The organism is Ekhidna sp., assembly GCF_963691765.1.
Taxonomy (GTDB): Bacteria; Bacteroidota; Bacteroidia; order Cytophagales; family Cyclobacteriaceae; genus Ekhidna.
The window spans coordinates 3,980,692-4,004,320 of the sequence record NZ_OY829375.1; the positions used below are offsets into that span (position 1 = coordinate 3,980,692).

General features: G+C 35.7%; 19 protein-coding genes. All 19 read left to right on the forward strand.

Features of this window, described 5'->3' with window-relative positions; all coding sequences use genetic code 11:
- Positions 1–41: 41 nt before the first annotated feature.
- Entirely contained in the window at positions 42–2,282 is a 2,241-nt protein-coding gene (locus tag ACY650_RS17825; protein ID WP_462249579.1) for a serine hydrolase, read from the forward strand.
- A gap of 151 nt (positions 2,283–2,433) precedes the next feature.
- Entirely contained in the window at positions 2,434–4,086 is a 1,653-nt protein-coding gene (locus tag ACY650_RS17830; RefSeq protein WP_462249581.1) for an Ig-like domain-containing protein, read from the forward strand.
- Between the two features lie 86 nt (positions 4,087–4,172).
- Positions 4,173–6,173, forward strand: coding sequence for a S41 family peptidase (locus ACY650_RS17835; protein WP_462249583.1), 2,001 nt, complete (start codon positions 4,173–4,175; stop codon positions 6,171–6,173).
- Positions 6,174–7,187, forward strand: coding sequence for an LIC11966 family surface protein (locus ACY650_RS17840; protein ID WP_462249585.1), 1,014 nt, complete (start codon positions 6,174–6,176; stop codon positions 7,185–7,187).
- Between the two features lie 62 nt (positions 7,188–7,249).
- On the forward strand, positions 7,250–9,328 hold the full coding sequence (locus ACY650_RS17845) for a DUF3352 domain-containing protein (RefSeq protein ID WP_462249587.1): 2,079 nt from the start codon (positions 7,250–7,252) through the stop codon (positions 9,326–9,328).
- A gap of 57 nt (positions 9,329–9,385) precedes the next feature.
- Positions 9,386–10,018 carry a hypothetical protein gene (locus ACY650_RS17850; protein WP_462249589.1) on the forward strand — a complete coding sequence of 211 codons (633 nt, stop codon included), beginning with the start codon at positions 9,386–9,388 and terminating at the stop codon, positions 10,016–10,018.
- A gap of 73 nt (positions 10,019–10,091) precedes the next feature.
- Entirely contained in the window at positions 10,092–10,448 is a 357-nt protein-coding gene (locus ACY650_RS17855) for an ArsR/SmtB family transcription factor (protein WP_462249591.1), read from the forward strand.
- Positions 10,449–10,452: 4 nt separating this feature from the next.
- On the forward strand, positions 10,453–10,938 hold the full coding sequence (locus tag ACY650_RS17860; RefSeq protein ID WP_462249593.1) for an SRPBCC family protein: 486 nt from the start codon (positions 10,453–10,455) through the stop codon (positions 10,936–10,938).
- A 6-nt stretch (positions 10,939–10,944) separates the two neighbouring features.
- The gene (locus ACY650_RS17865) at positions 10,945–11,349 is read left to right on the forward strand and encodes a VOC family protein (RefSeq protein ID WP_462249595.1); all 405 of its coding nucleotides are present in this window, start codon (positions 10,945–10,947) and stop codon (positions 11,347–11,349) included.
- An 80-nt stretch (positions 11,350–11,429) separates the two neighbouring features.
- Positions 11,430–12,953 (forward strand): MltF family protein, encoded by a 1,524-nt coding sequence (locus ACY650_RS17870; RefSeq protein ID WP_462249597.1) that lies wholly within the window; start codon positions 11,430–11,432, stop codon positions 12,951–12,953.
- Positions 12,954–13,065: 112 nt separating this feature from the next.
- A complete protein-coding gene (locus ACY650_RS17875) occupies positions 13,066–13,335 on the forward strand; it encodes a hypothetical protein (RefSeq protein WP_462249599.1) in 270 nt (89 codons plus the stop codon).
- Positions 13,336–13,382: 47 nt separating this feature from the next.
- A complete protein-coding gene (locus ACY650_RS17880) occupies positions 13,383–14,168 on the forward strand; it encodes a prohibitin family protein (protein WP_462249601.1) in 786 nt (261 codons plus the stop codon).
- Positions 14,169–14,676: 508 nt separating this feature from the next.
- Complete coding sequence (locus ACY650_RS17885; protein ID WP_462249603.1) at positions 14,677–15,774, forward strand: M29 family metallopeptidase; 1,098 nt, start codon at positions 14,677–14,679, stop codon at positions 15,772–15,774.
- Complete coding sequence (locus ACY650_RS17890) at positions 15,775–17,436, forward strand: TniB family NTP-binding protein (protein ID WP_462249605.1); 1,662 nt, start codon at positions 15,775–15,777, stop codon at positions 17,434–17,436. It abuts the gene before it with no gap.
- A gap of 2 nt (positions 17,437–17,438) precedes the next feature.
- Positions 17,439–19,505, forward strand: a complete 2,067-nt coding sequence (locus tag ACY650_RS17895; RefSeq protein WP_462249607.1) for a trypsin-like serine peptidase — start codon at positions 17,439–17,441, stop codon at positions 19,503–19,505.
- Positions 19,502–19,906 carry a hypothetical protein gene (locus ACY650_RS17900; protein WP_462249609.1) on the forward strand — a complete coding sequence of 135 codons (405 nt, stop codon included), beginning with the start codon at positions 19,502–19,504 and terminating at the stop codon, positions 19,904–19,906. The genes ACY650_RS17895 and ACY650_RS17900 overlap by 4 nt, the downstream gene beginning before the upstream one ends.
- Positions 19,907–20,032: 126 nt before the next feature.
- Positions 20,033–20,635: an OsmC-related (seleno)protein gene (locus ACY650_RS17905; RefSeq protein ID WP_462249611.1), complete on the forward strand. Its 603-nt coding sequence runs from the start codon at positions 20,033–20,035 to the stop codon at positions 20,633–20,635.
- A 100-nt stretch (positions 20,636–20,735) separates the two neighbouring features.
- The gene (locus ACY650_RS17910) at positions 20,736–21,944 is read left to right on the forward strand and encodes a hypothetical protein (RefSeq protein ID WP_462249613.1); all 1,209 of its coding nucleotides are present in this window, start codon (positions 20,736–20,738) and stop codon (positions 21,942–21,944) included.
- Between the two features lie 12 nt (positions 21,945–21,956).
- Positions 21,957–23,618, forward strand: a complete 1,662-nt coding sequence (locus ACY650_RS17915) for a hypothetical protein (RefSeq protein WP_462249615.1) — start codon at positions 21,957–21,959, stop codon at positions 23,616–23,618.
- The last annotated feature ends 11 nt before the right edge of the window (positions 23,619–23,629 follow it).

A 23,629-nucleotide genomic window follows, 5' to 3' on the forward strand; every position in this document is an offset into this window, starting at 1 on the left:
ACCATGTGATCTAGTATTGCATTCATCTTAAAAATATTTAGATGAAGCAGTTTCTATTTACACTCTTACTATTCTACTCCTACATACTACTTGGTCAATCGTTCATCATTGAAGGAGTAGTTACATCTTCAGAAACAGGTGAGCCACTTCCTTTTGCCACTCTTTCATTGGATGTAGGTACCAGAGGTACCATTGGAAATTCAAAAGGGGCATTTCGATTGGTATTAAAGGATGTTGATCGTCGGGATAGCTTGCGTATTTCTTATGTAGGCTACTTCAGTCAAACAATTAAGCTGGCAGACATCACCGAAAGACTGGATGTCAAACTTAAAGTAAAAGAAGAGTCATTAAAGGAGGTAGTAGTAACAAGTCTAACCGCAAAAATGGTCCTTCAAAATGCTTTGGAAAGAATAGATGAAAACTACTATCAGGAAGCATTTAGCAGTCGCGGATTTTATCGGCTTACTTCAAGAAAAAATGGAAAGTATGTACATCTCTCTGAGGCAGTATTCGATTTGTATAGATCTAAAGTTCCCAAAGAAATTGATCTGCTTAGACTGGACAAAATGAGGGCCATTACCGATGAGAGGGAAGCAAGGGGTGTGGATTTAGGTATTACTCCAAAAGGTGTCTTCGCAGTAGATGAGGTTAACAGTAAGGGGTTCTTAAAGTCGTTTACAAAAAAGAAATTCTTAGAGCAGCATTCTTTCATTCTTGAGGGAGAATTCAAATATGATGGGGTAGATGTTTACCTCATTTCATTTGATCAGTTAGATGGTGTCAAAGAACTTGGAATTAAAGGTCAGTTTTACATTCGTAAAGATGATTTTGCATTTCTTGAATTAGACTATGGGGTTAGTCAAAAGAGCGTCCAATACTTTAAATTCAACATAGCGTATCAAGCCTTAATGGCCATCTTCGGTATTGATATAAAATTGATAAGTGAGAAGTCGAATGTTCGCTATGCGAAAGTTGGTGAAAAGTATTACCTCAAGGACTCTAGATATGATACTGACCTTAGATTTAAAAGCAAACGTTCCCACTATAATTTTGTCCTAAATACACGAGTAGATCATTTAGTTACTGAGCTTAACTTGGATGATCCTGTAGTTATATCTAAGGAGGAAGCATTATCAAAAGGTCAGCTGATTGAATTTCAAAATCTTGCATACGACTCAACCTTTTGGAATGATTACACCATTGTGTTGCCCGACTCAGATTTTTCAGAAATTTCAAGTGTTATTGTCGGAAATAATGCTGCGAATGACACGAAAAAGGAAGTTAGAAAGAAGCTAAAGAAGTACCCAAAAGACCCAGCAGCTCGCATCGACTCTATTCTTACCTTTTACTATAAAAAGGGACTTTTTCACGGGAATGCGCTTGTGTCGTATAATGATAATGTCTTGTTGACTAAATCTTATCCATATCAAAATCAGGATATAAATGCTGATAGTAAGTTTAGGATAGGTTCCGTCAGTAAAACTTTTACCTCAATGCTCATCTTACTTCTTGAAAAGGAAGGGAAGCTTAAAGTATCTGATTCGATCTCTAAATATTTGCCAGGGTATATACATGGTGATGTTACAATAGAGCAGTTACTTACCCATCAATCTGGCATTCCTAACTATTTGTCTAAGAATGAATACCTCGTGGATGTTTTTAAAGAAAGCTTCACTAGCGAAGAAATGGTATCTAAGTTTTGCAGCGATTCATTGCAATTCAATCCAGGTACGGAATTTAAATATTCCAATTCGGGATATGTGATCCTTGCAAGGATAGCTGAATTAGCGGGTGAGGAGTCGTTCGGAACTCTTTTGAAGAAAATGATTTTCGAACCTTTGAACATGACGAATACATACTTTGGGTCCGAGGGAGAGCCAACAATTGAAGGATACTATTATGGCCAACCTGAGACTCCATATTATCTAGAAAATGTTATTGGGGCTGGAGGAATTGTTTCAACGTCTGGTGATCTTTTGAAATGGAGTAAAGCGCTAACAACCAATTCGCTGCTTGATGAGGAACTAGTTAAAAATGCTCAAGCGGAACAGGTAGAATATAAGGATTGGGAAGCAAGCTATGGTTATGGTTGGATGATTGATAGGTACTTATTCAAAACATCTAAGAAGCATAAGATCATTTATCATCCGGGAACAGACTTTGCGTTTTATAGCATGTTTTTAACGCAGCCAGACGAAGATTTAACTATTGTATTGCTCTGCAATAGTGGAGATTTTCCACGGTTTGAAATCGCTGATTTAATCCTTGAAGTTCTGAATTGATTTAGATCAGTTTTTACATTCATGAAAATAATAATATTCATATTTATTATGCTGATAATCATATAGTTAGCTTAAAAATACCATAAAAAGGGTATTGAATTTGATTGAGTAAAAATCTAGCTTGATTGTTAAATCAATCATGCCCACCAAAATGAAAACTCATTACACAATTCTTATCGTAATTCTTAATCTTTTTCTTTTAGCTACTTTAAAGGCTCAAAATGTTAATATTCCGGATAGCAACTTCAAATCTTACCTATTAGAAATTTCAACATTGAATAGTAATATGGACGATGAAATTTCTGTAGCTGAAGCAGAGGCTTTTTCGAATAGTTTAGATGTTTCAGGCAGAGAAATCTCAAATTTGACTGGGATTGAGGCTTTTATCAACCTTGTTGGTTTGGATTGTTCTTTCAACGATCTATCAAGCCTGGATATTAGCGCAAATACAATGCTTGAAGAGCTTAATATTCGTGATAACGAAATAGCAATTTTAGATCTAAGCTCAAACACATCACTAAGAGAGCTGAATATTGGACAAAATCTTATTTCTACTTTAGATGTAAGCGGTTTAGCCTTATTGGAAGAATTTCTGTGTGACAATAATAATCTAACTCAGATCGATGTTACCAGCAATTTAGCGCTTTGGAATTTACACTTTTATAATAATTCACTTACTTCAATTGATCTTTCCCAAAACAGTGCATTACTCGTAATTGAAGCTGGAGGAATGGAGGACTTAACTTCAATAGATGTTTCTAACAATACTTTGTTAACCATTTTAAATTTGGATGCTTCTGGAGTTACCTCCATTGATGTGGCAAATAATACTGCGCTAAAAACTTTAGTTGTAAGCAGGACTAATATTACATCAGTTGATATAAGTCAAAATACTGATTTAGAACGATTTTATGCTGGAGAGCTTGGATTAACCTCCATCGATATTTCTGCGAATTCTAAGCTAGAAGAACTGGCACTAGATGCAAACGAACTTTCTGCTTTGGATCTTTCTAATCATGTGGAATTGGAGCTGATTAGTATTTGCTGTAATGAATTAAGCGGTGATTTAGACCTTTCAAATCACTCAAAACTTACGAGACTTAACATAGTTCGCAATGATTTTAATTCATTAAATATCAAGAATGGAAATAGTAATAATATCTCAGACTTTAATGCAGAAGAAAATCCAAATCTGACATGCATTGTTGTCGATGAAGTTTCAATTTTTGAACCAAAATGGAACGAAAATGTCGATAATGTTGCCTTTACAAATGATCCGTGTGTTTCCATATCTAGCATCTCTCTTTCGACTCAAGGGGGTATTACCACACTAGCGGGTGAAAATGAAACACTTCAAATTGATCATTCAATAAGCCCATCTAATGCAACTTTTCAGGAAATACAATGGAGTACAGAAGACAGTAGTATTGCAACAGTAGATGAAAACGGATTAGTAAGTCCTGTAGCTAGCGGTTCTACAAAAATTAATGCCATTGCAAAAGATGGATCTGGAGTTTCGAGCGCTATCGATATTACTGTATCGCTAGTTACATCAATTAAGAAATCGGTTAATCTGACAATTTTTCCCAATCCTTCTTCTAGTATGATTTTTCTAGATATCGTTGGAATTTCTGAATTAAAAACTACAATATATAACCTGTCCGGTAATGTTGTCTATAAGGGTGTTCATAACAAAAACAATGATAGAATTAATTTAAAGCATTTGTTGCCAGGTACCTATGTAATAGAATGTCAGATGGAGGAGAAGACCATAAGAAATACTTTGATTATTGATACTGAATAGCAATTATGAATCAATGTCAATTATGTCATTTTAGTGGTGGTATTCAAACACAAATAGTGCTATTAGATTACTATTTTTGAGCGTTGATGAGATCACTCAAAACTGTATTACTTATTTGTTTACCACTGTTATGCGCTAGTCAGAACTATACAACGGATGATATTCAGCTTGTCAGTGAATTGGATAGGCTTTTTAAGGAGAATCATATTGAATATGATTCTATCATCTTGAAACTAGACGATAGGTTCGCTAAACAGCTATTGTTTGAGTTAGATCCAGATTCAAGATTTTTCACTCAAGATGATGTTCTTAAAATTCAAGATGAGCTAGCAAATTTTTCCCTCAATCAAAACTATACAAGAGATCGATTAGGCAATTTAAGACAGCTGTTTCAAGCTAGTCTGGAGAATACTAAAGCGCTATTAAATACGATTAATAATATTGATTTCCTTGCCGATGATTCTGTGTATTTAGGGACACAATTTGATTCAGTCAGATACGCTAAGAATAATGAAGAACTAAGGTGGAGATGGATCAGGTATTTCAAGTTCAATGTTTTACTTAAAAGTGAAGAAGATTCTCTCTTGACTAAAGGAACTGCATCTGAGATAAATAGTGATTTGAATAAAAGAATCCGGACCCATGTTGAGTCAAGTTTATGTTACATTGAGCAATTAAGTGAGGAGAAATCACTTTCAAATTACGTTTATAAGGCATACCTAAACGCTTATTGCAATAGCTTCGATCCACACTCTAGTGTTTATCTCAATCAAGAAGAGAAGCTATTCCAAAGTAGTCTGTCCTCAGAATCTTATGGTACTGGCATTATGGTGGGTAGAGACGGTAATCAGCTTTACATCACGGAAATCATTCCATTTAGCAACGCTAGCTATAATGAAGATATACATGTTGGTGATGAAATTACTAGGATTCGAATCGTGGATGATTTAGTAACGCCTACATGCATTTCTGACGAAACGTTGACTGAGTTTTTCTATGGGGATAGAAATACAACTATTGAGATAGAAGTGAAATCTCAGAGTGATTACAAATACAGAACAGCAAAGCTGACAAAAGGAGTTGTAAATAATTCGGTGAACCATACCTATTCGTATTTGCTTAACAATGAAAATATCAAAGTTGGGTACGTTCAATTTCCAAGCTTCTACGCCAGATATACGAAGAATGGAAGGAGTGCTTCAGAAGATTTGGCTTTGATCTTGTTAGCGTTTAAAAAGCAAAATATTGATGGCGTTATCTTAGATCTAAGAAGTAATGGCGGAGGTTCAACGGTAGAGGCAGCTGATGTATTAGGTTATTTCATTGATTATGGACCATTATTTACAATTGTAGATGATGAAACACCAGAGGGGCGCTTGATTAAAGATACTAAGCGTGGTAAGGTTATCGATACCAATCTGATAATTCTGGTTGATGCATTATCTGCTTCTGCCTCTGAACTTGTTGCAGCTACTATGCAGAAATATCCCAATACATTGATTGTTGGTGCACAAACATTTGGTAAGGCAACAGGTCAGATTGTTTTACCATTAAAAACCAAGTATGCTAAAGAAAATCAGGGGTCGGTAGCGATTACGCATATTAAATCCTATCGATTTGATGGCTCTAATTATCAAGGCCATGGTGTGATTCCAGATATCCAATTACCATTCATTTTAACAAAGAGAATAGTAGGGGAGAATAACTATGATTATATCCTCAATTTCGATAAAAAAAGAAGCTTTAGACAAGTGAAATTTAGAGATGAGCCAATTGACACGCTGAGATATTTATCAAAAGAAAGAGACCTTTTGTCAGAAGTCTCAGCTATTAGCAAGAGTATGGAAACAAAGCTTCTAAAAGGGTTGGGAGTATCATTGAACTATGAAAATTTTAAAAACCCATATACAGATTTACAAGAGTATTCAATCGACAGTCACAACACATTTGTAATTGAATCAATGGAACAGGATGAGGCATTTGAAGAAGAGAGTGATCGAATCAAGAATAACAAACAAAAAGATCTAGTTCTTAAAGAAGTATTTCTAATATTTGAGGATTGGATGAACATCAAAAATTCAAACTAAATGAACCAACTAAAATCGCTATTTCTATTACTTCTTTCTTTTAATGTTTTAGCTCAAAACTCACCAGTCGATCACTTAAATAAATTATCAACAGACTACGATCAAATAAATAAAGATACTTGGGATTATGTCAGACAAGCCTCGCGCGGGAAGAGTGCCAATAAGTTAGAAAAAAGAAGAACAGAGCTTGCTTCTACCTTAAAAACAGCTAAATATAATGTGAGTAAAGTGCCTGTTTATCAAGGAGATAATTCTCTTAAAAAGGCTTATATAAACTACCTCGGTCTTACTTACAATATGATTAACAACGACTACAAGAAGATTGTAGACATGGAAAAGGTTGCCGAGGATTCTTACGATGCCATGGAGGCCTATCTACTTACAAAAGAGCGAACAAACAAAAGAATGGATTCTGCATCAACAGCGTTAAGTGCTGCCCAAGATGAATATGTGAAGAAATACAACATCACTGTTAGGGAAGATAAATCGCGGATTTCTCGAAAGCTGAACAATGCAGGTTCGGTTATTGAATACTACAATAAGATTTATCTCATCTTCTATAAAAGCAGTTTCTACGAAGGTGAAATGATCAATGCGATATCCTCAAACAACGTCGGGGATATAGAACAATTTAGACAGACCCTAGAGATGGTCTCAAAAGAAGGCACAGAGGATTTAGCCAAAATAGGCTCCTTTAGAGATGACAATACGTTAAAGGATGTTTGCTTCAAGATGCTGGAGTTCTACTATGGCGAGGCTGTTAAATACATGCCAAAACAAGTTGAGTTTTACGCTAAAAAGGATCGCTTTGAAACACTTTCCAAGAATATTAATGCTAAGAAACAAAAACAGCTGACTCAAAAGGAAGTAGACGATTACAACAAGGCAGTGGAAGAGTATAATGCTGCAATTAATGACTTCAATGAGACGAACGATTATCTAAATAAGTACCGAAGCAAAAGGTTTAAAGATTTCAATGATGCAATCGAGAATTTCTATAGAAAATTCATGTAATCAATAGATTTACATTCATTGATATTGTACTACTTTAACTAACAGAGAAACTAACTTCTGTCATGGGTCAAAACGAAAACGAGCTATCATCTTCAGGTGAATCTAACCAGGAGCAGCCTTCGTCTATTCAATCCGAAAAATCTTCATCGAAATCTAATAGGAAGATATTTATTGTAATCTTCATTTTCATTGTTGCAGTGGGCGGCGGAATTTGGATGATTCAAAAATTCATTAATCCGACTAGTGGAGGACCAAGATTGAATCCAATAAACCTAGTTCCTTCGAATGCTTTTTTTATAATGGAAACCGAAGAGCCTTATAGTGTCTGGAGCAAACTTGCAAAAACTCAGATATGGAAGACTTTGTCAAAGGATGATGAATGGAAGGAGTATGGTTCATTGCTTGAAGGAATTGAAGAACAGTTATCTTCCTTTAATAGCCTTCTTGATATTGTAGACGATCGATCGATCTATATATCAGGACATCTTTACCATAGGGGAAATTACGATTACCTATTTGTTTTTGACATGGAGGGAATGGGTGTCTTGAGATCATGGCTTAGTACTGGTAATAACTTGACGAAGCGAAAATTCAATGACTTCACCATTTATGAAAAACTTGAGAAGGAAACCAAGCAAACGCTTTATTTCACTTTTATAGACAACTTCTTTATAGGATCATATACACATACGTTAGTAGAAAAATCAATTTCTGAGCATCAACAAGCAAATCTCACAAGGTCATTTGATTTCATTGAGGTACAGAAAAAAACCATTGGTGAAGGTGTTATTAGGCTCTTTCTGAATTACGAAACTCTTTATCCATATCTAGTCAATAGTCTAGGAGCAGAATATACGGATGTGATGAAGGAGAATCTTCCACTTTTTCATAGCGGTTTCTTTTTTGATGTGGAGGAATCATCTCTTTTGTTAGAAGGGTATTCTAATTATAATGATTCACTGGCCACTTACCTTAAGATCTTCGAGCAATCGGGGACAGGTGACCTAGATATTGCCAAAGTATTACCCACCAACACTTCCATATACTTTAGTATAGGTTTTGATCAATTTACTGATTTCTATAAGGCACTTGATCAGCAGCTAAGAGAAGATCCCCAATACGGCGAGGACTATGCTGTTTATACCAAGAAGACGGAGAAGTTTTTGAACATTGATATTAAGGAGGATATTGCCTCTTGGATTGACGATGAGATTGCTGTAGTTCAGGTAGAACCAAAGGAAAGTAACACACAAGTAGCACTGGTTATAAAAGCAAAAGATGCTGAACTAGCGAAAGAGAAGATGGATTTTCTAAGTAAGCAGGTAAAAAAGAAAACACCTGTGAAGTTTAAAACAGTCAACTATAAAGGATATGAGATAAACTTCATGTCCGTTAAAGGTTTTTTCAACCTGATATTGGGAAAGCTGTTTAACTATTTTGATCGTCCTTATTATACCATTATTGATGAATTCGTGATTTTTTCTAATGAGCCTCAAAGCCTACGGATGTTCATAGACACTTATCTATCTGAAGGTACCTTGGATCGTAGTATTTCATTTAAAGGATTTATTAATCAATTAGGTGAAAAGCATAGTGCTATGCTTTACTTGCAACTACCAGAATTGGTGAATACGAATGGCGGAATGTTAGACGATGAAACCGTCAAATTGCTTCAGAAAAGAAGAAATGTCATGCAAGATTTTCCGCAAATCGCATTTAGCATGTACCCTTCTCAAGATATCTATCAAACTCGCGCGCTTATTTCGATAGATAATATGATTTTCCCAGAGTTAAATCAATCAGAAATGGCAACAGTAGCATTGGATACAGTCAATTATGATTCAATACTGCTATCAGAAGTGGTTGAAGAACAAATCGATATATCGGCCATTGATATAGAATTGGAAGACTTAGGTGCGAAGAGTCAATCAGACGAATATGAAAATGGAAATGCTAAGTATGAGGTTGGAATTAAGAATGGACAAAAGCATGGCAACTATTTTGAGTACTTCGAGACTGGTGAATTGAAAATAAAAGGGAAATACAAAAACGACCTAAAGTCTGGCACATGGAAGTACTATGACGAAGAAGGAAATCTTGTGAAGCGCGAGAAGTATCGGGATGGCGAATTAGTTGAGTAGAGACATATACTTGTTGACCCATTTGCTTACCTTTAGAAATCAACATTAAATGGATATATGAGTAAATCAGGGAATAGGATTGTATTAGTTGTCGTAATTGTAATTGTTCTAATTGGGGCAGCCACAGCAATATGGTATTGGGGAATCTATTTGCCAGAAGAAGAGGCTAAAGAAAAAGCAAGATTAGAGCAACTAGCTCAGCAACAAGCTGAACAAAAAAGAAAAGAAGAGGCGGCAAAAAAGAAGGCAGATTACGATCAGCTCATTGAAGCCGCTGATGTAGATTTCGGGTTGGAAAATTGGGCATCTGCAGAATCACTTTATTCACAGGCTTTAGCACTTTTCCCTAATCAACAGTATCCTCAAGATCAATTAGTAATTGTAAATGGCAAACTGGATGAAATAGCAGAGCGTGAAGCTCGAATAGCGGCTGGAATTATCGAGACAGTTTCTGAGCCAACTGGACGGTTTTATGTAATAATTTCAAGCAGCCTTGATGGTGATCTCGCTATGGACTACGCTAGTAAGCTATCTAAAGAAGGAAACAGTGTCAAAGTGGTTCTACCACATGCCAATAACAAGTTTTTCCATAGAGTAGCAATTGCTGAATTTGATTCATGGGATCAAGCAGCCAATTCTGTTAGTAGCTACAATACCTTCTCAGATAATGTATGGGTATTGAAGTTTTAATAAAATAAATTGTTTGAATTGTTAAAGCATGCATAGGCATGCTTTTTTTTATTCAAATAACTTGTGCAAGTAAATGCTTGCATATATATTAGCAAGTAAATACTTGCGTATTATTTTGGAACAACGAAGAGATATATTTCAAGCAATAGCTGACCCAACAAGGAGGGAGATTTTATCTACACTTATCGACGAGCCAAAAAACTTGAATGCTTTGGCTGAACAATTTTCAATATCCCGGCAGGGAGTTTCACTGCATGTCAAAGTATTGGAGGAGTGTGATATGATTGACATTTCTAAAAAGGGGCGAGAACGCTTTTGTCACATTAAACCAGAAAAATTACTGGAAATAATTGAATGGCTTGAGCCATTTAAACAGCTATGGAGAGATCGATTTGATCAGCTTGATGACCTCTTGAAACATATTAAATAACACAATGATGAATAAAACAACATTTACTGAAAACTTAGAAGCCAATCAAGTAATCGGCGTTAGATCATTTGATGCACCAATAGAAAAAGTATGGAATGCATGGAGCAACAAAGATTTGTTGTGTAAATGGTGGGCACCTGCTCCATACGTATGCGAGATTCAAAAGATGGAATTTAAAGAGGGTGGATTTTGGATGTATACAATGACTGGACCAGAGGGAGATGTTCATCGGGGTAGAATGGATTTCTTACGCATTGAAGAACATAAGCTACTGAAGACTGAAGAATATTTCTGTGATGAGAATGGTGAAAAATCAGGTGATATTCCTCCAATGAAACATGAGATTAAGTTTGATTACGACGGTGCTAAAACAACCATAACATCTACTGTTACATATGCCTCTCCAGAAGCATTGAAGCAAATGGCAGAAATGGGCGCTGCAGAAGGATGGGAGCTTGCTTGTAATCAATTAGAGTCTGTTTTAAACTAAGTGGGGATGAAAAAAATATTAATAGGCATCTTCCTCTTTAGTTGTATTTATTTAAACGCACAGAGTACGTTTAGTAGCAGTACGTTTAGTTTTCCTGTTTCAAATTTAGAAGCATCAACGGAATGGTATTCCGATTTACTTTCGAATACAAATGCTATTTCTCCTGCAGAAGGAGTAGTTGAATTTGAGTTAAATGAAAAGACTTGGCTACAACTATTTGAAGGTGAATCTTCTACTAACACTGCTATTTTAAGACTGGAGGTCAATGATATTCAATCTGAGCATAAACGGCTGAAAATATTGGGTATTTCACCGACTAATATCGAATTGGTTCCGGGAGTAGTTTCGTATTTCGATTTTAAGGATCCGGATGGTAACCAACTGAGTTTTTATACCATAGAAACTCCTTAGTCAGCAGGTTTTGTTACTAACAATAACCTCTATTAGATTGTTAATCAGATGATTATAATCTAGATTTAGCAACTATGAGGATGAAAACAGTTTTTAAAAATTGTTCAATCTGTCTTTTAATATGGGTAGGTTTTGCATCATGTCAAACAAGCCCATGTGATTGCGAATCTTCTGCGCAAGAATATAGAAACAGTCTTACAGAGCGTAAACTTGATAATCTTAATGATGAAGAAAGTTCTGATGAAGAAGTTAATTGGATTGTCAAAAATTCCATAGATAAAGACCTTTATGACATTAAAAAAGATGGAGTTCTTAGAGCGCTAGTGATTTACAGCAATACGAGCTATTTCTTATATCGTGGAACACCTATGGGATTTGAATACGAGCTGTTAGAAAGGTTAGCCAAACATCTTGGTCTTAAATTGGAATTGGTAATTTCTAAAAACCTTGATAATCAATTTGAAGTTCTCAATCGAGGCGATGTAGATCTGATTGCCCATGGAATGACTGTCACTAACCAGCGTAAATGGGAAGTGGATTTTACAGAGTATTTATACTTGACAAGACAAGTTTTAGTTCAGAAGCAACCTGATAGTTATTTGGATATGAAATGGGATGAGCTTCAGAAACATTTAATTCATGATCCTATTGAACTTATCAATGACACTGTTTCAATTCGTAGGAATTCTGCCTATTGGGAAAGGATGATGAGTTTGTCAAACGAGATAGGTGGTACAATTCATATTGATACTTTATCTAGCAGTTTGACTACCGATGAAATCATTCAAATGGTAGCTGAAGGGAAAGTTAAATATACGATTGCAGATGAAAGTTTGGCTTCCATTAATGCATCTTACTACCCAATCCTTAATATTGATGTTCCAGTTTCTTTTTCACAACGCATAGCATGGGTCACTAGAAAGAAGTCATCAAATTTGAGACAAGCTATCAATGATTGGATTCTTTCCGTGAGGAAAAAGACGGATTTTAATGTCACCTTCAATAAATATTTTAAGAATAAAAGAAACTTTAGAAGTCGTACTAAAAGTGCATTTTATAGTCTAAACAATCAGCAGATCAGCAAATATGATGATTTGATTAAGAAGTATGCAAAAGAGATTAATTGGGACTGGAGACTGTTGGCTTCCCAGGTATATCAAGAATCTAAGTTTGATCCAAAGGCCGATTCTTGGGCGGGTGCGAAAGGTCTAATGCAGGTAATGCCCAAAACTGCCGCATCTTTAGGGATCAAAAATCTATCAAACCCATCCGAAAGTATCCGTGGTGGAACGTCATACTTGAAATGGCTAGAAGAAAATTTCAGTAATATTCCAGACCCTACTACAAGGATGAAATTTGTGTTAGCGGCATATAATTGTGGACTTGGACATATGCAGGATGCCCAACGACTTGCTACAAGCAATGATCTTGATCCCAATCAATGGGAAGGGCATGTAAGTGATATGCTGTTATTATTAAGTTCGCCAGAACAATTCAATAAGTCAATTATTAAGTATGGTTACGTTAGGGGACAAGAGCCTGTAAATTATGTGAATGAAATCTTTGATCGCTACATTCATTATAAGCAGTTTTTCCCCTTATAGACTTTTACGCAAAACGTAACAAACTTGGCCCGATTGTTGTTTAAACAATAAGGACCAATTAGATGCAATTTTGATACAGTCTATCCTTAAGAAGTTTTTCCAACTCTTGCTCATGCTTACCATAGCATATGCTGGAAGTTTCCTGATGATGGAGGAAACTGCGGAGAAAACTGAGAAGACTGAAAAATCTGAAGAAGCACTTCATAGCATTTATCATGGTGCTGGATACCAGCGCACGATCGTAAAGGGGAAGGTTGAAAGAAAACGGTATTCAGAATGTAGTAAAGTATTTTATCAGGCGTTAAGAACCAGCAATTCTAACCAGCCAGATTTCAACATCAATCACATTTATTTTTCTAGTTATTTGAGACTTCTTAGTTAAAACTATCGCTTAAACAACCGAATTTTTTCAACTAAAAAAGAAGTATCATGAAAATTTTTAAAAACTGCTTATTAAGCATATCAATAATTCTATTCATTAGTTCTTGTGCCGTTGTACGTCAAGGTGAAGTTGGCGTAAAACGTAAACTTGGTAAGCTTGATCCCAATACCATTGAGGCTGGCGCCAAGGTATTTAATCCTTTGACCACTACAATTCTTCGTTTACCAATCAGAACGGTTAATGTGGAGATACAAAGTAATCTGCCTTCTAAAGAAGGTCTCAATGTTCGTTCCATCATTTCCATTCTCTACCATATCAAGCAAGAAAATGCTGCTGATATCATTGAAAACATTGGAACGAACTATGAAGATGTAGTTATCAAAAGTGTTTTCCGTTCTGCATCAGCAGATGTTTGTTCTCGATTTTTTGCTAAGGATATGCACACATCAAAACGTGCTGTGATCGAAGAGGAGATAAGGGTAAGAATGCAGGAGTTATTATCTGATAGAGGATTTGAAATCGAAGCTGTTCTCTTGAAAACAATCCAACTTCCGTCTGGACTTGCTATGGCTGTTGAGAATAAACTTGAAGCAGAGCAAGAAGCACAAAGGATGGAATTTGTGTTACAGCGGGAACGTATGGAGGCGCAAAGAAGAAAAGTGGAAGCTGAAGGGATTAGAGATGCACAAATGATTCTGCAAGAAGGAATAAATCCTCAAATCATTCAGTGGCAGAGTATTCAAGCTTTCAAGGAGCTAGCAAACTCCCCTGGATCAAGAGTGATTATTACTGACGGTAATGCTCCATTTCTGATAGAGCCAAACGGCAATTAAGTACCAGCTAATACTTAGTTTTATAATGGTTAAAAGCCAGGCAATATTGTCTGGCTTTTTTGCTTATTGACTTATTTGTTGAGTTTTTATATTGAAATAAACAAATATTTTATTGGCTTTATTACATCATAGGTAATATATAATCTTGAAAAAATTAAATATTCTATTCTAATATTTTTAATCAAGCCGTTAATTAAGGTTATAATATGAATTTAGGATTAACTTATAACTGAATAAACCTCTTACGAATCACCTACTCGTATAAATGAATTTCAGAAAATCGTTTAAATATTTATTGGATAGTCATCTTGGTGTCAATAAGGATGACGACATTTTAATAATTCATGATGATACCTTTAATCCATTCTTAGCTGATTTCTAATCTGTTATAAAAAAGCATAAGTTATCAGCTCTGTATTTAAAGGTTCCCTATTTCAATCAGACTCAGTTTTCTCATAAACCCACTTTATCACAAGTCATTCGTAATAGCATTATTGACTCTGACGTGGTGATTAATTTCATTGATGGGGGAGCGGACACTAATGATTTTAGAATAAGAATTTTGAATGTCCAGTTTAGAAAGGGCACAAAAATGGCTCATATACCTGGTGTTAATTCTGATATTTTAAGGGTAATAGAGCGTTCTGGATCAATACTTAAATCGTTAGATAGTGAAGCAGAAGATATTGCATGGATTTTGTCGCAATCTGTTGATACGAAAATTGAATCGTATTTTGGTAAATCTACATTTGAACTATCAATTTCAGCAAAGACTCCTTGGGAATATGATCCTATTGTGAGCTCTGGACTAATTCGATCCGGAAGCTGGGGGAATGGTATTCCAGCTGAAACATTTATTTGTCCTAAGGCAAAATATGTTAATGGTGAATATTGTATCAATGGTAGCATACCAGGTTATAAGTTGGAACGTAATGAATATGCTGTATTAGAAATTGTTAGTGGCATTCTTGGCACAGTGACTTCCAATAGTAAGACACTGAAAAGTTACTTTAGACGAATTAAAAGGCTAGCTAAGGGCGAAGATTATGATCTTAAGAAATTTGCAGAATTAGGTATTGGTCTCAATCCAAAGATAAAAAATCTAACAGGCTCAATGCTTTATGATGAGAAGAAACGCGAAACAATCCATATTGCTCTTGGTGACAATTCATTTTTTGGTTTCACAAATGAGGCTAGTCAGCATAATGATCTAGTCACTGTTAAACCAAGTCTACTGTGTGATGGTCATCAAATTATGTGCAAGGGAAAAATCAATTTCCAAAAAATTAAGTCACTGCGGAAGGAATTTGATAAATCATCTCCAGTAGAGGAAACCTTGAAATCTAAGTCCTTTTCCTTAGCTAAGGATAGAATTGATAAAACTGACTACTCAAATCTGATGATTGTAAGAAGTAAAAGAAAGAGTATTATCAAGGTGCTTAGTAATAAAGAAGCTGATGCCCTAGAGAGCCTGGATTCAGCTATTTCTGACTTACGCCAGCATCCATATTCCTTTTTTAAGCACAATCTTAAGGGGCTTAATTCAATGGAATTGAACCAATTTTTAATGAAGCTCATCAATTATAAAATTTTGATCCCACACTGAATGAAATTGAATGAAATTATAAGAAGGTGCTTATCGTCGGATAAAATACGAGATGTAGATATTAGAGAATTCTTGCATCCTGATATTAAAGAAATGAAGGAACTGACTTACAAGGACCTTGCTACATATTATACAGTAGATACTTCATCAATTTATAAAGGAATAGTTCCAAATTGGTATTTCTATATAGTAACTAAAGAATATGAGGATCTTAGCCAGCAGGAATATGAAATCAAATTAGTTGTTAGTACCCTTTTAGAGAAGAAGAAATACCCTTTAATATTTATAAATAAAACCGTTATTGACCTTACTGCTTGGATACAAGGCAAGAAGGAAAATTATGTATATGAAGTACCATATCCGCTGATTTCTCAATCTGAGTACACTAACAACTTTAGGAATTCCCTAATTTCTGATTCGATTCGTGCGGCAATCGATAAGCCATTAGACTATAAGATATTTAAACCATATAATGCTTCAAATCCAGTAACAATACCATGGAAATTTTTTGGTAGGTCCAAACATTTAAAGCAATTAATGGCATCAGATGCTAGTATAATTTTAGCTGGGGGGAGAAAGTTAGGAAAGACATCTCTCTTAAATGCCTTTAGTGACGAAATGGAACAACAAGGGCATGAAGTTTATCAAATTGAAATACAAGGTGAGCCATCTACTCAAAATTTAACCGATGCTATTGTTGAAAAATTAGATGCTAGAAATATTATAAGAAATAAGAAATTAGCTCATGAATACGGTGTTAAATACTTAAGATTAGCGCTTGATAACTTTAGAAAAGTAAAAAGAGATAAGGTTCCAATTATAATTATAGATGAATTAGGAAATGTTTTGATAAATGCAGATCGCAATGATTGGAATGTGCTAGGTGTATTGCGAGATTATGCCCAATCAAGAAGAATTAGATTCGTTTTTACTGCATTTCAGGAAATTTTGATTAGGCAGCACTCAGATCCAAATGGACCACTTTTTAATTTTGGAAAAGTTTTAAGAGTCACACCCTTCAATGAAAATGATATAAAGGATCTTATATTAAGTCCACTCAAACAATGGATAAATATTGAAAATAAGGAGGCGGTTCTTGAAAAAGTAAAGTCAACATACGGATATCACCCATTAATATTGAGCTATTTAGGTGAATATTTATTCGATAATATTATTACAAGACGGGATGATCAAAATTTAGAAATGTTGCTGGAAAATTTTCAAAACACTGATGATCCGTGGGTTGAAAATGCATTAAAATCGATAATGTGGGAGTTATTTGAATCTCTTGATCAAGACAATAAAGAGATACCAATCGAAAAATTTCTTTATTTAGAGATAGTCACAGAGTTAATCTCAAAAAAGCACCCGAATGAAGCCTTAATATATCCATATTTTGATGTCTATGATTTATTGGAGCATTTAAACCAAATGGGATTTCAATTCCAAATTGAACAGATTAAAGTTCTTGTTCAAAGATTAGAATTAAGGGGACACTTCAGATCTAATCCTAATAATCATAGTAAGTTATCACTAACTACTCCACTTATTTATCATTATAAATCCAAACATGATTCGTTGGAAAGATTGATTGAGATATACAGAAAGGAACTCTTATCGATATCTCCTAAGAAACTTATTGAAGAAATTATAATAACCTGAGAATGGTTGAAATATTAGCCATTAAGTCCTTTAATTTCTTGATCAGAGATATTCAAGATAGTGATAAATCTTATATTTTCTATTTGCCTAGAGAATTCGGAACAATCGAATTCATGGATGTCTGCAGGGAGAAACTAGATAAAGAACGATTTAGATTGATAACGTTTAATTTACGTGACCTTATTCTAAATGATGGTCCTGATAGGCTTAAAATCATTTCAGAAGTTTCAGGTGAAAATGAATTAATAGTTGATGGAAATGATCCAAACTCATATGTAGATTTTTTTGCAAATACTATTAGTCAAGCAGATAATAGAGTCATACTTGAAATTCGCGCTGATACAATGCTATCAACAAGGATTAAGTTTGAAATTTTGCAATTTTTAGACTTAACAATAAAAAAGATTGTTAGTGCCAATCCGCATGAACCAATAAAGCTGTCGGTATTATTCTTTTCTAATTATGATTTGAGTTTTTATTTAAAAAAACTAAATGCAAAGGGGGTTTTTACAACTTTTGACTACATAAATGATTTTCCATTCTTTATTCCAAGAACAACTGAGATAGAAGAATTGACAAAAGACTATGTTAAGAACGCAAAGCTCAACTTGAATACTGATAAGCTGGTTCAACTAATTAATAAATATTACGGTAGACACCTAGGGCTAGCAACCTCTTTTTTAAAGTCTTTGCAATCAAGTCAAAATAGAGGGTCAATTGAAGACTTTATACACCTGCAAGTAGTCAATAAAATCGAATACTATCAGGAGAATAGAAGGGAAATAGATAATTATCTAGCGCGAAAATATCTTAATGTAACCTCTGTAATTGAAGGATGCTATAATCTAGGAATCATATTTCATAATGATCGTGGTATTCCAGAATTAGTAAATAGTGAATGGGCTAAAGATTATGAAACAGAAGATACAGAAATAGTAGTTAATAGTATTCATTCAAATGATGAGGAAAATAGTTCTATTGATATAAAGTTTCTTAATGAATTACTCATTGAGACAGCTATTAACACTCCAAATTCATCAAATTATTTAATAAAAATAATTCAGAGATCAGGTTTTCCAAAGATGTGGGAAGCTGAAAGAAAACAGAGTATCATTAATGATATAGAGATTGATTCAAAAGAACTGTTAGACTGGGCATTAAGCAAAGGCTCCAATCCGGAAAATTCGAATTATACTGTATTAGGATCAATTGCTACTTCACTTTTGGATGATTTAGGCTTTGAAAAAAGAAATAAACTAATAGCTTGGATTTCGTACTATGAGCAATGCAAGAAGGGAGGCATTCACGACAATACGTATTTTATCCCATCAATTGAAAAATCTAATGCAAATGGTTCAACTGAGTTTGGTCCTTCTTTTAAGACAGATTTAAAAGAAGAGGAATTGCATTCTATATTGAAACCGCAACCCGAAGAACTTGAACTCGGTTTTTTAGAACAGGCGGTAAAATATAGTAGATCAGTCTGTAAGGTTGAAGAACAAGATGGATCTGCATTAGGTACAGGTTTTTTATATCTAAATATAAATAGCGTCTTAACTAATTTTCACTTATTCAATGTTGATTCTATCGATGAATTGGAATCTAAAATAGCAAGTGTGAATTTTAGATTTGGCTTGTACGAATTTGGTAGTGAAAATCAGTGCGTATTTAAAGCAAATTCACTTGTTGCATTTAGCCCTACAGAAAAACTAGATTACGTGCTGATAAATTTGGAGTCTAATGCTTTTAATTCTGTTGACATTGAACTTCCACAACTTAATTACAATCCTCCAGAGATAAAATCAGGCTTGCACCTTTTACATCATCCCGGAGGGGAAACAATGAAACTCAATTATTCAACCCAAGGAGTAACTTCGGTCTTAAGAGAAGACAATAAACTTCAATATGTGACGAGTGCTAGGTCTGGTTCTAGTGGAGCACCTTGTTTTGATGACGACTGGAAGATAGTTGCTGTTCATCATGCTCAAAGAAATAAATCTTTTGGTTCAGTAAGACAAGGGGTTTTGATTAATGCAATACAAGATTCAATAAATAGTCAAAAATTATGAATAGAAGAATAATAACACAAAGCTATCATTCGACTCAAGCTGGGGATACTGATAAGCATTTTGATAAAGTGATTAAATATATTCCTGCTGATATTGTTGCCGCCTGGCTGACAGCAAAGGGTATAATCCTTTCTACTACGCCTGAAGAATATCCGCAGGAAAATGCTTTATGGATTTCATTTAGCTTAGGTTTAATAGCAACTTTTTTTTGGACCTTACGCCAAACAAGGATGGAAAATAAAAAGCCAGCCTACTTTCAAGCCGTATTTTCTTCAGTTGCCTTTCTTATTTGGGTAATAGCTATTGGACAACCATTTTCTTTCCATCCTGCAACAGGGTCACTGGTGTTGCTTGGATTTACCATAATCTCTGGATTTATCAATCCACCTGAAAATAATTAAAATCGCTCCATTTTCATGGCTTAATATTTATTTCATTCATTGCATCTATAAATGATTACTTATGATAAAGTCACTTTTTATTCAATAGAACCATAGATATTTGCCCCATACATTTAAATGAACAACATGTCAGAAGAGAAATTTTATCATGTCGGTGAGCTTAGTACTGAACAGCCGGCTAAGACCCAATATGAATCAACCAAATTTGCTAAAGCAAAACATCCAGAACCTTATCGATTTGAAGTAAACCTAAGTGCAGAGGCTGGTAACAAACAAAGCAAAACAGGTGTGGTTTCCGTCAACATACCAGGTTTCAGTCCAGTAAAGCTTTATTGTGATGAGCAACCGCCAGTAGGAGACGACACTGCTCCACCACCATTGGCTTTCTTTTCTGCAGGTATTGGCTTTTGTCTCATGACTCATTTGACTGATATTCTTACCGCTAGAAAAATTCAGGTTGACAGCTTAAAGCTGGAGCAGCGCATTGTATTCAGAACGAATTTGGGTCACATGCGTGAGCATGGTTACATGACAAATGGCGGATGTGATATGGTCGAAACTCACGTTATCATTGAAAGTCCTGAGCCAGAGGAAAAAATCAAAGACCTCTTAAATGAAGCTGAGAATGGTTGTATGGCTCATTTTGCATTGAGAAATCCGATCCCGTGGTCTACGAGACTTGTTTATAATGGGCAAGAGGCCATCAGCCGGTCTTCAGAAAACGCATAGTATATCTCTGATTGCTTCCACTGAAGTGATGTGAATGTCTAGTGGTGTTTTATTGATGGTGTTTTTCTACATTTAAGTATAGAAATCTAACTATCATCCTATGGATACCCTAACCATGACAGACACTGACATTGTCAGTGGGCAATCTGCGAATGCTGTAAAAGCAGTTGAATTACCTACTTATCTCTATGCTACTGTTCTCGCATCATTTAGTATAATGATCGGATTAGTATGGGACATTAGTTGGCATACAAGTATTGGACGCGATGGATTATTATCGGCACCTCATCTTGCTATATACTTTGGTGGTGTTTTAGCTGGAATTTTTTCCGGAGTTCGTGTGCTAAAAGTCTCTTTTGCAGGTTCCGATCAGCAGAAGCAAGAAAGTCTATCATTTTGGGGAATATTTAAAGGGTCACTTGGGGCACTTTTTTGCATCTGGGGTGCGTTTGCCATGCTTACTTCAGCACCCTTTGATGACTGGTGGCACAATACATATGGGTTGGATGTGACCATTCTTTCTCCTCCGCATACGGTATTGTTGCTGGGTATGGTGACGATCCAATTTGGGGCGATGATCACGGTACTTTCTGTGAAAAATCGGATGAATTTGCAGAATCAAATCAATCCTGCAATTGAGAAACGTTTGAGAGTATTTTTCGCTCTTTCATCTGGATTTGTATTGTGTATGTTGTTCACAATCGCATCTGAATTTTTGGGTCGACATGATATGCATGGCGCGTTCTTTTATCAAGTATCTAGCTTACTGTTTCCATTACTCTTGGTAGCAGTTTCTATTTCTGCTCCAAGCAAATGGGGTGCTACACTCGCAGCTACAGTTTATACAGTATTTATGGCTGCGATGGTTTGGATACTACCATTGTTTCCAGCTGAACCACTTCTCGGCCCGGTTATGAATCCAATTACCAATTTTCAAGCCTTCGAGTTTCCCTTACTGTTGATTTTTCCAGCAGTTTGTATTGATATTATTACTCAAAGATCTAAGGATAAAAACCCGTGGTTGGTATCGGTATTCTATGCAGCAGCATTCCTGGTGATTTTATTTGTTTTTCAATATCCTTTTGGAGACTTCTTAATGTCAGGTGCCGCAAGAAATTGGTTCTTTGGTACGGAAAGCTGGTACTTCGGTTCCAGTCCCGATTGGCAATATCGCTTCGCTTATGCCAACTGGATGGAGGATACTGGTTTTGTGTTAGTTAAAGGTCTTTTGATTGCCTTCATCATTGGCTATTTAAGTTCCCGACTTTCTATGAGATGGGGTAAGTGGATGAAAAATATCATGAGATAATACCGATAGAATATGAAAAGAATAATATGCACATTCATTGTCTTACTTTTAGCAAGTTCCTATAGTAAGAGTCATATCGGTAGCCCTGGAGTGACACTCGAAGGTAAAGCGGGTCCTTATGCAGTTACGGTTGTTGTAAATTCTCCAGATGTAATTCCTGGTACAGCTTCGGTTGAAGTATATCTAACCGATCCAACAGTTTCTGAAGTTCAGTTAAAGCCTATCTATTGGTTTGCAGGAGCTTCAGGTACTCCAAAAGCAGATATCGCCGTTCCAGTGGATGGTGAATCGGGTCATTATAAAGGAGAGATCTGGCTCATGAGTCCTGGTAGTGCAAGCATAGAAGTTACAGTTGTTGGTGAGCTAGGAGAGGGTAGCATTTTACTTCCGGTGATGGCTGTATCGACTGCTCAAAAAGAAATGGAATCTTCTTTGGGATGGACTTTGGCAGGCTTAGGAATATTCCTTGTAATCCTCATGGTTACAATAATTAGTTTGAGTACCAGCGATTCGCTGGTGAAGCCTGGAGATCCTGCTACAAAGAAGGTACGAACAAAACGATGGGTTGGGGCTGCTATTGGTCTTGTTATTTTGGTGCTCGCAGTTTGGGGTGGTAATAACTGGTGGAATAGCTGGTCTAGTAGCTATGAAAGGTATATGTACAAGCCATTCACAGCTACATCTTGGGTTACAAATGACAACCAAAAGCAAACGCTAAACTTCAGTATTGACTCTACGCGGTTAGAGCAACTTTATCTTACAAGAAGTATTAACTACCTCATACCTGACCATGGAAAAATAATGCACATGTTCCTGCTTAAGATGGGTTCATTAGATGTTTTTGCGCATCTTCATCCTCTTAGGACAGATTCAGCAATGTTCAAGACTGTAATCCCACCATTGCCGGCAGGTGATTACTATGTATTCACAGATGTTTCACGTTTGAGTGGATTTTCTGAAACCATTGCAGATACCATTTCCATACCTGAGGCAAATGAACAAGTTGTCGCATCTTGGAATGATTCATTACTGATAGATAGAGATGACACTTATTACATCACGGATCCAATTGTAAAAGCAGCGGACCAGCCGATAATGCCTGGGGGTGATATTGTTATATGTGGAAGTCCGGGTCAGAAAACCATTCTACCTGATAGTTCTTATGTAACATTAGAACTACCAGAATCTAGAGAGTTTAAAAGTGAGCAATTGTATCAGCTAACGTTTGCCTTTGAAGATGAGAATGGTGAACCTTCAGAATTAGAACCTTACTTAGGTATGATGGGTCATGCAGTGGTTTTCAAGGAGGATGGAAGTGTGTATATCCATTTACACCCGGTAGGTTCATATTCCATGGCTTCACAGGAAGTGATGGAGAAAAGAATGGAATCCAAAGAGGGTAGAGTAGATTGGAATGCGCTACAGAAGCAAAGTGTTTTTCGAGACAGTATTGATCAAGTGATCGCAGATTTAAACAGTCTTCCGTACAATGAAAGAGACAGTCTACTAGGCATTGGAATGGATCATTCTACTGATGACCCATCGCATCCGGATCATGCAGTTGTTAAGTTTCCATACTCTTTTCCTGAAGCTGGTCAATATCGCATTTATGTCCAAATGAAACGCAATCAGAAGATTCTGAATGGAGCCTTTGATGTAGAGGTGGTGGATTAAATACTGAGGGT

What these genes read in the sequence shown, in the direction of transcription:
- ACY650_RS17825 (WP_462249579.1), top strand. Translation starts at nt 42, where the DNA reads ATGAAGCAGTTTCTATTTACACTCTTACTATTCTACTCCTACATACTA.
- ACY650_RS17830 (WP_462249581.1), top strand. Translation starts at nt 2,434, where the DNA reads ATGAAAACTCATTACACAATTCTTATCGTAATTCTTAATCTTTTTCTT.
- ACY650_RS17835 (WP_462249583.1), top strand. Translation starts at nt 4,173, where the DNA reads ATGAGATCACTCAAAACTGTATTACTTATTTGTTTACCACTGTTATGC.
- ACY650_RS17840 (WP_462249585.1), top strand. Translation starts at nt 6,174, where the DNA reads ATGAACCAACTAAAATCGCTATTTCTATTACTTCTTTCTTTTAATGTT.
- ACY650_RS17845 (WP_462249587.1), top strand. Translation starts at nt 7,250, where the DNA reads ATGGGTCAAAACGAAAACGAGCTATCATCTTCAGGTGAATCTAACCAG.
- ACY650_RS17850 (WP_462249589.1), top strand. Translation starts at nt 9,386, where the DNA reads ATGAGTAAATCAGGGAATAGGATTGTATTAGTTGTCGTAATTGTAATT.
- ACY650_RS17855 (WP_462249591.1), top strand. Translation starts at nt 10,092, where the DNA reads ATGCTTGCATATATATTAGCAAGTAAATACTTGCGTATTATTTTGGAA.
- ACY650_RS17860 (WP_462249593.1), top strand. Translation starts at nt 10,453, where the DNA reads ATGATGAATAAAACAACATTTACTGAAAACTTAGAAGCCAATCAAGTA.
- ACY650_RS17865 (WP_462249595.1), top strand. Translation starts at nt 10,945, where the DNA reads ATGAAAAAAATATTAATAGGCATCTTCCTCTTTAGTTGTATTTATTTA.
- ACY650_RS17870 (WP_462249597.1), top strand. Translation starts at nt 11,430, where the DNA reads ATGAAAACAGTTTTTAAAAATTGTTCAATCTGTCTTTTAATATGGGTA.
- ACY650_RS17875 (WP_462249599.1), top strand. Translation starts at nt 13,066, where the DNA reads ATGCTTACCATAGCATATGCTGGAAGTTTCCTGATGATGGAGGAAACT.
- ACY650_RS17880 (WP_462249601.1), top strand. Translation starts at nt 13,383, where the DNA reads ATGAAAATTTTTAAAAACTGCTTATTAAGCATATCAATAATTCTATTC.
- ACY650_RS17890 (WP_462249605.1), top strand. Translation starts at nt 15,775, where the DNA reads ATGAAATTGAATGAAATTATAAGAAGGTGCTTATCGTCGGATAAAATA.
- ACY650_RS17895 (WP_462249607.1), top strand. Translation starts at nt 17,439, where the DNA reads ATGGTTGAAATATTAGCCATTAAGTCCTTTAATTTCTTGATCAGAGAT.
- ACY650_RS17900 (WP_462249609.1), top strand. Translation starts at nt 19,502, where the DNA reads ATGAATAGAAGAATAATAACACAAAGCTATCATTCGACTCAAGCTGGG.
- ACY650_RS17905 (WP_462249611.1), top strand. Translation starts at nt 20,033, where the DNA reads ATGTCAGAAGAGAAATTTTATCATGTCGGTGAGCTTAGTACTGAACAG.
- ACY650_RS17910 (WP_462249613.1), top strand. Translation starts at nt 20,736, where the DNA reads ATGGATACCCTAACCATGACAGACACTGACATTGTCAGTGGGCAATCT.
- ACY650_RS17915 (WP_462249615.1), top strand. Translation starts at nt 21,957, where the DNA reads ATGAAAAGAATAATATGCACATTCATTGTCTTACTTTTAGCAAGTTCC.